Origin of the sequence: Myxococcus sp. XM-1-1-1, assembly GCF_020037095.1 — a bacterium.
In the GTDB taxonomy this organism is placed as follows: Bacteria; Myxococcota; Myxococcia; order Myxococcales; family Myxococcaceae; genus Myxococcus; species Myxococcus fulvus.
Map to the genome: position 1 here is coordinate 637751 of NZ_JAIQDH010000001.1, position 15190 is coordinate 652940.

Annotated in this window: 11 protein-coding genes; 8 read left to right on the top strand and 3 right to left on the bottom strand. The window is 72.5% G+C overall.

Annotated elements, in window-relative coordinates; genetic code table 11:
- Nucleotides 1–105: 105 nt before the first annotated feature.
- Nucleotides 106–1932: an SPFH domain-containing protein gene (locus tag K8640_RS02610; RefSeq protein ID WP_223745615.1), complete on the top strand. Its 1827-nt coding sequence runs from the start codon at nucleotides 106–108 to the stop codon at nucleotides 1930–1932.
- Between the two features lie 67 nt (nucleotides 1933–1999).
- Nucleotides 2000–3442 carry a protein-disulfide reductase DsbD gene (locus tag K8640_RS02615; protein ID WP_223745616.1) on the top strand — a complete coding sequence of 481 codons (1443 nt, stop codon included), beginning with the start codon at nucleotides 2000–2002 and terminating at the stop codon, nucleotides 3440–3442.
- A gap of 33 nt (nucleotides 3443–3475) precedes the next feature.
- Here the strand turns inward: K8640_RS02615 and K8640_RS02620 are convergent, their stop codons facing one another.
- From K8640_RS02620 to K8640_RS02630, 3 genes are all read right to left on the bottom strand, one after another.
- A complete protein-coding gene (locus K8640_RS02620) occupies nucleotides 3476–4093 on the bottom strand; it encodes a tRNA-uridine aminocarboxypropyltransferase (protein ID WP_223745617.1) in 618 nt (205 codons plus the stop codon).
- Nucleotides 4090–4638, bottom strand: a complete 549-nt coding sequence (locus K8640_RS02625; protein ID WP_141325169.1) for a hypothetical protein — start codon at nucleotides 4636–4638, stop codon at nucleotides 4090–4092. The genes K8640_RS02620 and K8640_RS02625 overlap by 4 nt, the downstream gene beginning before the upstream one ends.
- 103 nt (nucleotides 4639–4741) lie before the next feature.
- Entirely contained in the window at nucleotides 4742–5611 is an 870-nt protein-coding gene (locus tag K8640_RS02630; RefSeq protein WP_223745618.1) for a DMT family transporter, read from the bottom strand.
- Between the two features lie 80 nt (nucleotides 5612–5691).
- On the opposite strand from K8640_RS02630, the gene K8640_RS02635 reads away from it, so the two are divergent.
- The 6 genes from K8640_RS02635 (at nucleotide 5692) to K8640_RS02660 (ending at nucleotide 15189) form a co-directional block, all read left to right on the top strand.
- The gene (locus K8640_RS02635) at nucleotides 5692–7299 is read left to right on the top strand and encodes a sensor histidine kinase (protein ID WP_223745619.1); all 1608 of its coding nucleotides are present in this window, start codon (nucleotides 5692–5694) and stop codon (nucleotides 7297–7299) included.
- A 146-nt stretch (nucleotides 7300–7445) separates the two neighbouring features.
- Nucleotides 7446–8033 carry an RNA polymerase sigma factor gene (locus tag K8640_RS02640; protein ID WP_223745620.1) on the top strand — a complete coding sequence of 196 codons (588 nt, stop codon included), beginning with the start codon at nucleotides 7446–7448 and terminating at the stop codon, nucleotides 8031–8033.
- Complete coding sequence (locus K8640_RS02645) at nucleotides 8030–11023, top strand: CHAT domain-containing protein (RefSeq protein WP_223745621.1); 2994 nt, start codon at nucleotides 8030–8032, stop codon at nucleotides 11021–11023. The genes K8640_RS02640 and K8640_RS02645 overlap by 4 nt, the downstream gene beginning before the upstream one ends.
- Before the next feature lie 145 nt (nucleotides 11024–11168).
- The gene (locus tag K8640_RS02650) at nucleotides 11169–11360 is read left to right on the top strand and encodes a hypothetical protein (protein WP_223745622.1); all 192 of its coding nucleotides are present in this window, start codon (nucleotides 11169–11171) and stop codon (nucleotides 11358–11360) included.
- 224 nt (nucleotides 11361–11584) lie between these two features.
- Nucleotides 11585–12181: an RNA polymerase sigma factor gene (locus K8640_RS02655; protein WP_223745623.1), complete on the top strand. Its 597-nt coding sequence runs from the start codon at nucleotides 11585–11587 to the stop codon at nucleotides 12179–12181.
- Nucleotides 12178–15189 carry a CHAT domain-containing protein gene (locus K8640_RS02660; protein WP_223745624.1) on the top strand — a complete coding sequence of 1004 codons (3012 nt, stop codon included), beginning with the start codon at nucleotides 12178–12180 and terminating at the stop codon, nucleotides 15187–15189. The genes K8640_RS02655 and K8640_RS02660 overlap by 4 nt, the downstream gene beginning before the upstream one ends.
- Nucleotide 15190 lies beyond the last annotated feature (1 nt).

A 15190-nucleotide genomic window follows, 5' to 3' on the forward strand; every position in this document is an offset into this window, starting at 1 on the left:
GAATGGGGCGAGGCGGGGGCCTCATCGCGCGCAAGCGGCTGATTTCCCGAGGGGCGTGGGGCTGGCCGGGGGGCTGCAACCGGGGCGCGTCGCCAGGAGGCAGGCATGAGCGCGAACGCGAAGCGGGTGAAGGAGTCGTCGGAGTCGACAGAGCAGGGCCGTGCACAGCTCGTCCGGATGGAGGGGGGCGGTGGGGGGATGGATAAGAACCGTTACTCGGACGGCTGGCGTGCGGGGAAGCCCGCGGAGGACCCGGAGAAGATGAAGCGCTGGGGCCTCATCACCGCCCGGCCGAGCGAGTTCCTGGTCCACATGCGCCGCGGCCGCGTGCGCGACATCAGCGGCCAGGGGGCCAGCTGCTTCAAGCTGCCGGGTGACTCGGTGGCGATCGTCCCCACCAGCATCCAGCGGCTGCAGTTCACCGCGGACCAGGTGACGAGCGAGAAGGTGGGCGTGCAGGTGACGGGCCTGGCGGTGTACCGCATCGCGGATCCGCTGGTGGCCTTCCGCATGCTGAACTTCTCCTTCCCGGAGCGGGCGCAGGAGAAGCTGGCGGAGCTCTTGCGCGAGATGTTCGTGGGCGCCGCGCGCAGGCTGGTGGCGAACCTCTCCGTGGAGGAGTGCCTGTCCCGGCGCAAGGAGGGCATCGCCGCGGAGCTGATGCGCGAAATCGCGCCGGTGCTGTCGGGGCAGGGGCGCCTGGCGGACTCGACGGACGCGGGTTGGGGCGTGCTGCTGGACACGATTGAGATCCAGGACGTGCGCGTCCTGTCGTCCACCGTCTTCGAGAACATGCAGGCGCGCTTCCGCCGCGAGCAGGAGCGCCAGGCCCGCGAGGCGGAGCTGGCCAAGGAGCGCTTCGTCCACCGCGAGGAGACGGAGGCCGAGCGGCAGCTGAGCCTCCAGAAGCTCGAGGCCGAGGACGAGGTGCGCCAGCGCCGGCAGACCGCGGACGAGCAGTCGCGGCTGGAGACGCTGGCCGTCGAGGCGCGCGTGGCCGAGGCGAAGCTCGCCCAGGAGCGCACGCTCAAGCAGGAGCAGGCCACGGTGGAGCGCGAGGTGGCGCTCACCAAGCTCGCCGCCGAGCAGGACGTGCGTCAGAAGAAGCAGGTGGCCGACGAGCAGGCCAAGCTGGAGGCGCTCACCGCCGAGGCGCGGCTGGCCGAGGCGAAGATCGTCTCCGAGCGGCAGCTGGCGACGAGCCGCGCGCAGGTGGAGATGGAGAAGCTGTCGCGCGAGCAGGAGCTGGAGGGGGCCCGCGCGCGCATCGCCCTGGAGAAGCTCAAGCGTGAGCAGGACGCGGACGTGGGCCGCGCGAAGCTGGAGCTGGAGAAGCAGAAGCTGTTGCAGGAGGCCGAGGCCGCCCAGGCGCGCTTCGAGCTGGTGCGGCTGCAGCGCGAGCAGGAGACCGAGAGCGCCAAGGCGACCATCGAGCTGGAGCGGCTGCGCCGTGAGCAGGAGCAGCAGAACGCGCTGGCGCAGATGGAGCTGGAGCGGCTGCGCCGGGAGCAGGAGCAGGCGGCGGCCCGGCACGAGGGGCAGCTGGCCGAGCAGCTCCAGGAGGTCGAGAAGCTCAAGGCGCAGCTGCAGGTGGTGCAGTCGCGGCGCGGCATCGCGGAGGCGGAGGTGGCCATCGCGGAGCTGGAGGTGCGGCGGGAGAACGCGCGGCAGGAGCTGGAGCTGTCGCGGGCCCGGGCCCTGCGGGACATCGAGAACACCATCAGCCCGGAGGTCATCCAGATGACGCTGGCGCAGCAGCTCCCCCAGGTGGCGGCCGCGTTCCAGCAGAAGATGGGCGAGGTCCACGTCACGGCGGTGGATGGGGCGAACCCCTTTGGCTACATCGCCGCCGCGGTGGAGGGCGTCATGGGGCTGGCGCGGTCCGCGGGCCTGAAGGTGCCCGCCTCCTCGCTTGCCCCCACGGCGCAGTAGCCCCCGGGCCGGGGCCTGCGTATACAAAGCGGGCCCTTTTTGCTGGGGATGACGGAAGAGAGCGCGCATGGATGCCAAGAAGCTCGGGTTGATGGCCGTACTGGCCGGCGTGGCGGTGGTGGTGGTGCCGTGGCTGTTGCCCACCGGCCCCAGCACGGAGCTCGACGCGGCGCGTTTCCTGGAGTCCGGCAGCCTCTTCCTCGGCGCGGCCATCGTCTTCGGCGGCGGGTTGCTCACCGCGCTGACGCCCTGCGTCTACCCGCTCATCCCCATCACGGTCTCCGTCTTCGGGGCCCGCAAGGCGGAGAGCCGGGGCAAGGCGATGCTGCTCACCACGTCCTACATCGTGGGCATGGGCGTGGTGTTCAGCGGGCTGGGCATCCTGGCGGCGAAGACGGGCCAGGCGTTCGGCTCGATGTTGGGGCACCCCGCGGTGGTGACGGGGCTGGCGGTGTTCCTGCTGTTGCTCGCCTCGTCGATGTTCGGCGCGTTCGAGCTGGCGCTGCCGTCGGGGCTGCAGACGCGGCTGAACTCGGTGGGCGGCGCGGGGGTGGCGGGCGCGTTCCTGATGGGCAGCGTGTCGGGCTTCCTGGCGGCGCCGTGCACGGGGCCGGTGCTCACGGGGCTGCTCGCCTTCGTGGCGAAGACGGCGAACGTGACGCTCGGCGCGTCGCTGCTGTTCATCTACGCCTTGGGCATCGGCGTGCCGTTCTTCATCCTCGGGGTGTCCACGGTGAGGCTGCCCAAGAGCGGCGTGTGGATGGAGTGGGTGAAGAGCGTGCTGGGCATCATGCTCGTCGCGCTGGCGTTCAGCTACCTGAAGGACGCGTCGCCGTGGGCGCGTGACGTGGTGAAGGCGGCGGGCGCGGAGCTGGGGCGACTGCCGGGCGCGGCGCTGGCGGGGGGGCTCGCGGTGGTGGGCGTGCTCCTGGGCGCGGTGCACCGCTCGTTCAAGGAAGGCGCGCGCGACTTCTCGTTCAAGGCGTTCGGTGTGGCGCTGGTGGTGGTGGCGCTGATGGTGCGCGGCGGCGCGCTGGACGCGGGCCCGGTGGGCGAGCTGTGGGTGCGCCTGGGCATGGCCGAGCGTCCGCGTGCGCCGACGTGGGCGTGGGACCACGTGATGCCCGCGAAGAAGGCGACCTTCTCCCGCGAGGCGTTCGACCAGGTGCTGGCCCAGGCGAAGGCCGAGGGGCGGCCGGTGCTCATCGACTTCTTCGCGGACTGGTGCGCGGCCTGCAAGGAGCTGGACCGCGAGACGTACCCGGCGCCGCAGGTCATCTCGCAGTCGTCCGAGGGGCAGTTCCTCACCATCAAGATCGACGCGACGAACAGCGACGACGCGCTCGACGCGCTGATGGAGCGCTTCGGCGTGGAGGGCCTGCCCACGGTGGCCTTCGTGTCGCAGACGGGCACGGAGCTCAAGCGCCCGCGCGTCACCGGCTTCCTGGAGCCCGTGCCGTTCGCCGAGCAGATGCGCAAGGCGCGCTGCACCGAGGGCGCCTCCTGCTGAGTCCGCTGTCCGCTTCGTGAGACGACGCGACGCTCAGTCGCCGTCGTCCTCGTCACACGAAGGCGCGGGGCCCCGGCCGCGGCTCGCGAGCACGCGGTCGATCATCTTCTCGTGCAGGTCGTAGAGCGGGCGGGACACGTCCTCACCCTCCAGGTACGTGAGCGCGCCGGCGATGGCCTCAATCGTCGACATGCCGTCCGGATGCGGCGGCCTGCGCAGCCGGCGTGAATCCAGGGGCGGCGGAGGCAGCTTCAGTCCGGGCAGCCTGCGCAACCCCGGCAGTCGCTGCACCATGCGGCGCGCCTGTCCCCAGCTGCCATCCAGGACGATGAGCCGCCGGGGCTTCTCGGCCTCCGGCGCGGCCGTCTGCTGCGCGTCCGGGAAGAGCAACCACGTGGAGCCGTCGTCCTCCAGCACCGACGCATCGAAGCGCTGACCCGGCGAGCCATACGAGACGATGTGACAGCGCGGCAGCGCGAGCGCCGCCATGCGCGCGGTGTTCGTCGACTTGAGCGTCTCCTTGTGGTGCCGGATGACGAGCAGCTCCGTGCGCGTGGGGATGCTCGGCAGCTCGGCGCACAGGCACAGCGGGGAAGGCAGGAAGCAGCGCGGACAGCGGCCCGCGAGGTCCTCCGGAGTTCGAGACCTCATTTCCCCTGACGGTAGCGCTCCATCAGGACGCGCGCCTCACGAAGCTTCTCCTCCACGAAGCGGTCATCCGCGTCCGGCTCGTAGTCCGCGTCCGGCACGTCGAGCTGGAAGATGGCGGAGAGCAGGATGGGCGCGACCTCCAGCCACTCGGCCGTGCGGTTGAGCGCGGCCTGCCGACGGCCCGCGAAGGTCTCCGGTCCATCCTCCGGCCCGCAGCGACAGATGCGCGCCGAGTCTCCGGAGACGTCCACGTAGAGCCCCAGCACCTCGGCGTCGACCTCGGCCGCCAGCGCGCACGTGGCCTCGCTGACGTACGCGGCCATGGCCTGCGCCGCCGAGCGCTCCGTGAGCGAGCGCACCAGGTACACCTGCCACCCGGCCTCCGACAGCGCCCCGGACTCCTGGATGGGCGTCAGCTCCGCGGGCGGGGCCTGGATGCGCGACAGCAGCCGTCGCACGGGCGCCTCCAGCCGCTCCAACCTCGCGCTTGACGCGGGGCAGAAGAAGAGGACGCGGTACTCACGACTGTCTGCTGCGGTTTCCATGGGCATACGGCGTCGCAAGCACGGCGCTGCGGGGAGGAGCTGCGTTGGCCCAAGAGGACCAAAGGATTCCCCGACCTTGCAAGTGGGGAGTTGGGTGGAGATTTCAAGACGTGGCGGACGGGAGGGCCATGCTTGACGCGGGCGCCCGACGCTCGGAGGCGACCCAGACCCCCGCGGCCAGCACCAGGAGTCCCCCCGCCACGCCCACGGGTGTGAGCGCCTCGGAGAAGACGGCCCAGCCCACCAGGGAGGCCGTGAGCGGCTCCAGGTACGTCAACGCCCCGGCCGCCGCCGTGGGCACCCGGCTCAGCCCCGCATTGAAGAGGCACGTCCCGGCAAGGCCGCACACCGCGCCCCCGGCGAGCACCTGGAGGGTGGCCGGGTCCAGCGCGGTCGGCAGCGCGTCCGTCCCGGCGATGAGAAGCAGCACCCCGGCGGACACCGGCGCGTGCAGCGAGGCCACGGCCAGGGGTGAGTAGGCTCGCGTCGCCGCCTTCGTCCCCAGGACGATGGCCGCGAAGAACAGGGCGCTGCCCGCGCCGAGCGCCGCCGTCATCCCCGTTCCTCCCTGTCCGTCGGGCCGGCCGATGAGCATCACCAGCCCCGCCAGCGTTACGGGCCCGGCCACCAGGGCCCGCACGGAGCGCTTCTCCCCCAGCACCCAGGGCGCGGCGAGCGCGAGCAGCAGGGGCGCGAGATAGTGCGTGAGCACGGCCACCGACACGGGGCCCCGCTTCATGGCGGCGAAGAACAGGCTGATGTTGGCCGCGTCCGCCAGGGCCACGACGAGCAGGGCCACGGTGGCGCGCCGGTCATGGAACGGGGCGCCGCGCAGCAGCAGGGGCACCGGCAGCGACATGGCGACCAGCGCCAGGAACGCGTTCTGCGCCCAGGACAGGCCCGCGGGCCGGAGGAAGAGGGACCAGCACCCCCACAGGGTGGCCCCTGCCGCGACCATCGCGAAATGCCGCACTGCTCATGACTCCTGGTGACGTCGGAGCGCCTCGAGGCGCCGACGGGGCGCACACTAGGAACATCTGCCACACTCCGTCCATGGGGCCCCTGTTCGCCTACAGCCTGGTGCCGGTCCTGTCGGTGTCGCTCCTCTTGTGTTTCACGGCCGCGCTGCGAGGCCGCGACGCCGCGGGGCTGACGCTGTACTGCCTGGCCACCGCGTTCTGGAGCGGCTCGCTGCTGCTGCTGTGCGTGCCCCAGGCCGCGTGGCTCGGTGAGCGCTTCGCCGCCAGTGGCGCCTTCACCGCCGCCGCCTTCTTCCACACCGCGCAGGACGTCTCGCGCCAGCGCTCCCCCCGGCTGGTGGTGCTCGCGTACGTCGTGGCCACCGTCGTCACGCTGGTGGGGGCGCTCTTCCCGGACGCGCTGTACGGCCCCCTGGCGATGAGGCGCGGCCCGCTGTTCTGGCCCACCATGGCGCTGTCGGTCTCCGCGGCGGGCGTGCCCCTGGTGCTCCTGGCGCGCTCGTACCGCAAGGAGACGCCCGAGCGCCGTCCGCTCCTGCGCAGCCTGGGCATCGTCGGCGCGCTCGCGTACTCGGGCGGGCTGGCCACGGCGCTGCTCCTGTCCGCCGGCTACGCGCTGCCCTTCGGGATGTACCTGGTGCTGGCCTCGTTGCTGGTGCTCGTGCACGTCATCAACGCGCACCAGCCGCCCTCCGAGCGCAGGCTCCTGGAGCGCAGCCTCGTCTACTCGGCGATGGCGGCGGTGCTGTCCGCGGGCTTCCTCTTCGGCGTGCTGACGCTGATGGCGGGCAGCGGCCAGCCCTTCCTCGCCGAGTACCGCGCGGGCGCCTTCTTCCTGCTCGCCCTGGCGGCGCTCGCCTTCGAGCCCCTGCGCCAGGGGCTCCAGGAGTGGCTGGGACGCAGGCTGCTGCGAGGGCGCGCCACGGGCACGGAACTGGTGGCGGCGCTGGCGGAGCAGGAGACCCGCGCGGACCAGGCCGCGCGCCTGGCGGAGCTGGGGCAGTTCTCCTCGGCCGTGGCCCACGAGGTGCGAAACCCGCTGGGCGTGCTCGCCGCTCAGCTGAAGCTGCTGGAGCGCCAGGGCGCGGACGCGGACACCCTGGCCGGCATGCGCGAGCAGATTTCCCGCGCGGGGCACTTCGTCGACGAGCTGTTGCGTTATGGCCGGCCCCGCCCGCTGGAGCTGCGCCGGGTGGATGTCCATGCCACGGTGGCGCTGGCGTACTCCACCGCGCGACAGGGATTGGGCACCCTGGCGCCGGATGTCTCCTTTGACCTGGAGGAAGGCGAGCCCCTGGCCGTCGAGGCGGACCAATCCCAGCTCTCCCAGGTGTTTGTCATTGTCCTGGAGAATGCCTTGCTCGCGCTGGGGGAGGTCGCGAGGCCCAGGCTCCAGGTCCGCCTGTCTCAATCCGACACGATGCTCCAGGTCCACGTGGAGGACAGCGGTCCGGGCATCCCACCGGAGCTGTTGCCCCGGCTGTTCCAGCCCTTCGTCACGGGGCGGCGGCGCGAGGGTCCTCGTCCGGGGACAGGGCTGGGATTGGCCATCGCTCGAGGCATCCTGGAGCGCCACGGAGGCACCGTGCGGGCCAGCCGCTCCGAGTCGCTGGGGGGCGCATGTTTCACCCTCACGTTGCCGCTGAAGCAGCCCGCACCGCTCTCCGCCGCTGCGTCATGACACCCCGCGGGGCCGTGTCGTGTTGTCATCACAACACCCCACCTTGGACGTTCCCTCCTCATCCCAGGGGTGGCGTGTTTGTAAGAATAAGGGGGTGTCGGCAATAAAGCAGACCTGACGCGTTCTCTGGTCAAGGAGGAGGGGCAATGCGCTCGAGGCCGCGATTGAGGGTGGTGGAGCCTCCGTCAGGGGAGCCAGGCTCGGACTTCGAGGCCTTCGCCCGTCAGTATCAGCCGCTGTTGTTTGCCATTCTTCGCAAGTACTGTGTCGGGATTGAACACGAAGTGGAGGACTTGGTGCACGATGTATTGCTTCGTGCGCTCCTCCGGTGGGAGCACCTACAGCGATGGGACTGCTTCAAGCAGCGCTCGTGGCTGGGGCGGGTGGCGGAGAACTGTTTCCTGGACCGGTGTCGGCGTCGCCGCAGTGAGTCGGACCGGCTGCGGGGGCTGCTCGAGCTGTCGGTGGACGCGGAGGAGCACGACGGGCTGGAGCAGGACGAACTCTGGGGCTACGTCGGCGTGGAGGACTTGCGGTGGGCGCTGAGCTTCCTGAGCCCCACGCTGCGTCGGACGTTCGAGCTGTATCTCCAAGGGTGGTCCTACTCGCGAATCGCCCGGGAGACGGGCGTGGCGCCGGGCACGGTGGGGGCGCGGCTGCACCACGCGCGCTTGGAGCTGCGCGAGGTCTTGAGGGAGACGGCTGAGCGGCGTCGGCGGGAGCGGAGGCAATGACGGTTGATTGCAAGGACTTGCAACGCTTCCTCGATGGACAGATGCAGGCTCGGGAGCAGGGGAGGTTCCGACAGCATCTGGGGGGCTGCGGCGCGTGCGAGGCGCGCTTCCGGGAGTCGATGCAGCTCGAGCTGCTCGCGCACCTCGCGCAGGCGCAGGAGGTGGCCTCGTCGGACGCGCCCGCGCCATCGGCGCCCGCGGAGCGGCGGGCTCGGCGGACGTGGCTCCGGGGGCTGCGCGGGCTCGAGGTGTTGGTGGCGGGCGTCGCGGTGTGGATGCTCCTGCCCTTCTCCCTCCCGTGGGGCGGGGAGCAGAGCGCCTGGCTGTCCGCGGAAGGCCCTCGCGTGCTGGAGGGGCGGGTGACGTATCGGGCGGTGGATGCCCACCATCGACCGTATGTGCCGGACCGGGGGGCTGACGCGGCGCAATCGCCGGTACCCTCGCTGCCGCTGCAGGACTTGTGGCGGATGGAGGCGCGCGGAGATCTCCACGGCGTCGCCACGGCCTATCTGCTCCATGGCGCGCCCCGACAGGCACAGGCCTTCTTGAAGCGCATGCCCGCCTCGGCGGACCGGGATTGCGACCTGGCGCTGCTGGCCCTGGAGCAGGCGCGACAGGAGGGCTCGCTCGACACCCGACCGGCGCGGCTGGAGGAAGCGCTGGAGCTGCTCTCGGGGGTCCTGCGCGAGTGGCCTCGACACCCCCAGGCCCTGTGGAACCGGGCCCTGGCGTTGAGCGAGCTGGGGCTGCCGCTCCTGGCGGCCGACGCGTTCGGTGAGGTCGCCCGGTTGGGGGAGCCCGGGTGGCGCGAGGAGGCGGCGCAGCGCGAGCGCGTGCTTCGCGAGTCCACCTCGCTGCGCGCCCGGGCCTGGAAGGACGCCTACGCGTCGGTGCGGGAGCTGGTGACGGATTCGTCCGCGCCCCTGCCGCTCGCCGCGGCGCGTGAGCATCCCGGCATCCTCCGGCTCGGCTTCTACGATGCGGTGAGGGCGGCGCCCTCGCGTGAGGCGGTGCTGCGCCTGGAGCCGCTGGCGCGCGTGCTCGACGAGCGCTACGGCGGGAGCGTCCTTCGCACGTGGCTCGCGCGGGTGGCGGAGCGGGACTTCACGCACCGGGGGCCGCTCGCGCGGTTGTATGGGCGGCTCGTGATGGGCTCGCTCGCTCCGGCGGGTGAGGTGCTGGAGACGCTCCGGCGCTCGGGCGAGGAGGACTTGTACCTGGGCGCGCTGGTCCTCGCGGACTCACAGCGGCAGCCCGTCGACTCGCAGGCGGTGATTCGTCTGGCGCGTGCCTCCGGGGACCCGTGGATGCGCGTCCTCGCGGACCAGGAGCAGGCGAAGCTCTGGCAGCGCGAGGGCCAGTGGTGGAAGGCCGAGCAACGCTTGTTGGATGCGCTGGATACCTGCCAGAAGCAGGGGTTGGTGTACCGCTGCCTGGGCCTGCAGCGGAGGCTCGCCGACCTCTACCTGGACCAGCACCGCCCCGCGGAGGCCTTCCAGCACGCGTGGAAGGGGTGGGCGCGCGCGCTGGAGGCCCGGGAGTGGCGCTTCGAGCAGGAGTTCCTCCAGGAGCTGGCGGACGTGGCGCGCTACCAGCACGCGTTCACCACCGCGCGCGCGTATCTGGAGGAGTCCCTGGGCCGCATGCCGGAGGACTGCGCCCAGCGCACGCATGTGCATCGGACCGTGGCGTTGCTGGAGTGGCAGCGCTTCCGACCGGAGGCCGCGCGCGCGGCGCTGGAGCGCGCGATGGAGTGTGAGCGGCCGCTGGGGCTGACGGGCGCCTGGGTGTTGTCGGAGATGGCGCGCTCGGTGCCCCGGCCGCAGGACGGCGCGCTGCTGCGTCGGGCCCTGGCTGACTTGCGACGGGGGCCTGTCTCTCCCGGGCTGGAGTCGCTGCTGCTCGTCATCGAGGGGCAGTTCCTGCTCGCGCAACCGGGCAGCTCCGGCCGTGAGCTGGTGCATCGGGCACTGTCGATGGCGGACCTCGAGCCGGACAGCGTCGATGCGCGCAAGGCCCGCGCCTTCGGCTACTCCGCGCTGCTCTCCGAGGCGGGGCGCACGGGGGCGTGGGATGAAGCCCTGACGCTGATGGCACACGAGCTGCGTGTGGAGCCCGTGGCGCAGCGCTGCCTGCTCGCGGTGTCCGTGCAACACGAGCGGACCCTCGTCCTCGTGCGTGGGCCCTTGGGAGAGCTGAAGGGGGCGTACTCCACGGGGCGCCAGGTGCCGCTGCGCGACGAGGCCACGGGCCTGGTGCCCGCCGAGCTGGTGAAGGAGCTGTCGGGCTGCGACCACGTCGACGTGCTCACCCGTCCTCCGGTCCATGGGCTCGCGGGGTTGTTGCCGGACTCGCTCGCGTGGAGCTACCGCGTGGGGCGGGGGGCGCGGGGAGTGCCTGCTCGCACCGGGCCCTCGACCCACCTGGTCGTCACCGAGGTGGCGAGCCCGCCTTCCCTGCGGCTGTCGAGGCTGGCCCCGTTGACGCCGCCTCGCGTGCCGGACCCGTGGCGCGTGGAGCTGCGCGGCGCGGAGGCCACGGCCTCGCGCGTGCTCTCCGAGATGGCCCAGGCGTCGGAGGTGGAGCTCCACACGCATGGGCTGTTCAGCGCGTCCCAGTCGGATGCGTCCATGGTGGTGCTCGCGCCGGAGGCCGACGGCAGCTACGTGCTGACGGTCGACAAGGTCCGCCAGGCGCGGTTGAGCCACGCGCCGCTGGTGTTGCTGGCCACCTGTGGGGCCGCGAGGACGGCGCCCTTTCCCCACGAGTCCTTCAGCCTTCCCATGGCCTTCATCGAGGCGGGCGCGAGCGCGGTGCTGGCGGCGTCCGTGGAGATTCCCGACTCCGCGGGCGCCTTCTTCGAGCGGGTGCGCGAGCGCATCCGCGCGGGAGAGCGCCCCTCGGTGGCGTTGAGGGACTTGCGCGCCTCGTGGTTGCTCGAGCGCCCCGACGACGCCCGCTGGCTGTCGCGCGTGCTGCTGTTCGAGTGAGCCCGCCTCGCGGCACGCGCGCTCCCTGCCCGCTGGGATGTGGGAGGTTCAACGCAACAAGAAGGACCTGGGGCGTTTTGTTCCATGAGGACCGCGCGCTCCCGCATCCGGCGGGAGAGGGGCGAGGTCCCAGGAGCCGCGTGCCATGACGGGCAGGATGAACGAGGCGCAGTCTTCGGAGCAGCTCACCGCGACGGTGATGCTCCCGGAGGTCCACCGCCCCACTCCGGGACAGTCCTCCGACGTGGAGCCGGGTGGCGCCGGGGAGGTGGCCGTGCCGCCGCCTTCCTCCAAACCGGACGTGAGGGACCCGCCTCCGGGTGGGCCGCCGGGCTGAGCGCGTGCGCGGCCGACGGCGCGCGTTGCTCGTAGGGCATCCGAGCGGGCGTCCGAGGTGCTCGGTGTCAGTCCCACCACGTCCCGGGGCCACCCGGCCCCAGGGCCCGGAGCGATGTCCTGGAGCCACCGGAACCCAGCGTGACTGCGTCGGTTTCCAGACGACGACCCAAGGATTCCGGGTGGCTGCGTTTCGAGTGGGCGTGGAAGGAGGGCGAGGGGTCGATGAAGGACCATCGCATTGCCTCGGTGAAGCGATTCGCCGTGGCCTACAGTGCCAGCGTGGCACACGAAGGCTTCGAGGAGTTTGCTCAGCGCGTCAGGCCCATGCTCGTGGCCCTGGCGAAGCGTCTGTGCGGTCAGGGGGGCATCGACCCGGAGGACCTGGCGCAGGAGGCGCTGGTGCGCGCGCTCGTGCACCACGCGGCGTTGTCCGCGCAGCCGGAGCCCGTGTATCGCGCGTGGCTGTGCCGGGCGTTGACCAATCATTTCCTGGACCAGTGCCGCAAGCGCCGCACGGAGCTGCTGGAGCAGGAGCGCCGGGACATCCGGCTCGTGCGCGAGGACGTGGGCTCTCCCGACGCGGTGACGGGGGAGATGTGGGAGCGGATCTCCGACGCGGACCTGCTCAAGGCCATCGCCCGGCTGCCCAACGCCCGCGTGCGTGAGGCCTTCGAGCTGCACGCCAAGGGCCTGCGCTACCGGGCCATCGCCCAGCGCATGGGCGTGCCCGAGGGCACCGTGGGCAGCTGGCTGTTCCAGGCGCGCAAGGAGCTGCGCGAGCTGCTGATGCCGCTGACGGATGGCGGAGGGGACGCATGAGCCCCCCGTGTCACAAGCTGTACCTGTTCCTGGATGGTGAGCTGCCCCCGGTCGACGAAGAGAACTTCCGCCACCACCTGGCGCGCTGTCCCATGTGCGCCACGGGCCTGCACGAGGCGATGCAACTGGAGCTGCTCGGCTTCCAGGCGCTCCACGAGGAGGGGCTGCCGTCCGATGACGCGCTGACCGCCGCGCCGGAGGTGGTGTTGCCCGCGTGGCCCACGCCGCCCTGGCCCCGGCCGTCGTGGCGACAGCGGCTGCGCTCGCTGAGCCCCACGCGGCCGCGCGCCGTGCATGTCTGGGCCGTGGGAGGCGTGGCGCTGGCCGCGGTGCTGCTGGCGCTGGTGCTGGCCGTGCCGATGTCGCGCGAGGCGCCGCCCGAGGTGTGGGGCACCCATGTCGAGCAGCGAGGGCTGGAGGGGCGCGTGGCGTATGCGCGGGCGGATGGGTATCGGCGCTACGTGCCGATGCGCGCCGGGCCCGGGGCGCCGGAGTCGACGACGCCCCTGCCGCTGAGCGAGCTCGCCGAGCTGGAGGAGCAAGGAGACCTGCACGGCATCGCCGCCGCGTACCTGGTGCGGCAGGACTGGCGTCAGGCGTCGGATTTCCTGCGACGCACGCGGCCTTCCGTCGACCGCGACAGCGACCTGGCCCTCATCGCGCTGGAGCAGGGGCGGCACGAGGAGGCGCTGGAGCTGCTGGAGGCCGTGCTGCGCGCGGCGCCGGACCATCCCCAGGCCCTGTGGAACCGGGCGCTGGTGCTGCGCGAGCTGGGGCTGTCGCTCCAGGCGGCCGAGGCCTTCGATGCGGTGGTGAGGCTGGCAGAGCCGGGCTGGAGCGAGGAGGCGCGCCTTCGCGCCACGGCGCTGCGCAGCGAGACGAACCTGCGCTCGCGCGACTTCCACGATGCCCGCGCGGCGGCGCAGAACCTCGCTTCGTTGGATGGCTCGCGCCTTCCGCTCGAGGAGGCCCGCCGCTTCCCGGGCGTGGTGCGCCTGGTCTTCTATGACGCGGTGAGGGCCGCGCCCACGCGCGAGGCGGTGCTGCGACTGCTGCCGCTCGCGCGGGTGCTGGACGAGGTCCAGGGGGGCTCCACGCTGGCCGACACCGTGAACCGCGTCTCGCTCGCGGACTTCGAGCGCCGAGGGCCCCTGGCGCGCGACTACGCCCGGCTGCTTCGCCAGGAGCACGCCGCCCCGGACGCGTTCCTGGAGACGCTGCGACGCTCCGGAGAGGACGACCTGTACCTGGGCGCGCTCGTCACGCTGGACGCGGCGGAGCGACACCTGGACGACTTCGAGCGCATCGCGCGGGCCAGCCAGGACGCGTGGCTGGTGCTGCTGGCCGAGCGCGAGCTGTCCGTGCGCGAGGAGCGCGAGGGGCAGTGGTGGAAGGCGGAGCAGCGGCTGCGCGCGGCCCTGGCGTCCTGCACGGGGCGGGGGCTGGCGTACCGGTGCGCGACGCTGCGGCGCAGGCTCGCGGACCTCTTCGTGCGCCTGCACCGCCCGGCCGACGCGCTGGAGGAGGCTCGCGAGGGCCTGCGTCTGACGCGTGAGTTGGGCGAGTGGAACCTGGAGCAGCAGTTCCTCCAGGAGATGGCGCAGATCGCCCGCTACCGCCACAGCGCCGCCAGCGCGCGCGCGTTCCTTCGCGAGTCGCTGTCGCGCATCCCCGATGACTGCGAGCAGCGCACGTACGTGCACCGCAACCTGGCCTCCGTGGCGTGGGCGGACTTCCGTCCGGACGAGGCGCGCGACGAGCTGGAGCAGGCCACGCGCTGCGGACGTCCCCTGGGCATGCCCGGCGCCTGGGTGTTGTCCCATCTGGCCCGCCATGGCGCGCAGGTGCGCGACGAGGACCTGATGCGGCGCACGCTGGGCGAGCTGCGACGCGGCCCGCGCACGCCGGGGGAGCTGGCGCTGCTGTCCTTCCTGGAGGGCCAGTTCATGCTGGAGCGCGAGCGCGCGTCCGGGCGTGAGCTGCTGCTCGGCGCCATCGACGCGGCCCAGGCGCTCCCGTTCGACGTGGACGCGCGCAAGGCCCGCACCTTCGCCTATGGCGTGCTGGTGAGCGACGCGGGCCGCGCCGGCGCGCAGGAGCAGGTGCTGGAGCTGATGGGCCAGGCCCTGCGCGTGCCCGTGCCGGAGCGCTGCGTGCTCGCCGTGGCGGTGGACCACGAGCGCACGGTGGCCGCCGTGAAGGACTCCCAGGGGGCGCTCGTGGGCACGTACGACGACCACCGGACCGCGCCCCTGCATGCTTCCGCCGACGGGCTCGTCCCGGCGAGGCTGGTGGCGGCCCTGCGCGGCTGCGCGCACGTGGATGTGCTGGCCCTTCCTCCCGTGCATGGCCTGCCGGGCCTCCTGCCGGCGGACCTGGCGTGGAGCTACCGCGTGGGTCGCTCGGGCGTCGCCCCGGAGACGCGCGGACAGGCGGGCCATCACCTGGTGGTGACGGGCGTGGAGGCGCCCCGCTCGCTGGGCCTCGAGAAGCTCCAGCCCCTGGAGGCGCCGCGCGTCCCGGACCCGCTGCGGGTGGAGCTGCGAGGCGCGGCGGCCACCCCCTCGCGCGTGCTGCGCGAGATGGCCCAGGCGCGGGAGATAGAGCTCCACACCCATGGCCTCTTCAGCCCGGAGCTGTCGGACGCCTCGCTGCTGGTGCTGGCGCCCGAGGAGGATGGCCGCTACGCGCTCTCGGCGACGCAGGTGCGCGAGCAGCCGCTGCACGGCGCGCCCCTGGTGCTGCTCGCCGCGTGTGGCGCCGCCCGCGCCGCGCCCTTCCTCCACGAGTCGGTGAGCCTGCCGGTGGCCTTCATCGAGGCGGGCGCGCGCACCGTGCTTGCCTCCACCGGCGACATCCCCGACACCGCGGGGCGCTTCTTCGAGTCCGTGCGCGAGCGCATCCGCGCCGGAGCCCCGGCCTCCCAGGCCCTGCGCGACGAGCGCCTGGCGTGGCTGTCGCGCGAGCCCTCCGCGACCTGGCCCGCCCTCGTCCTGCTGTTCGAGTGAA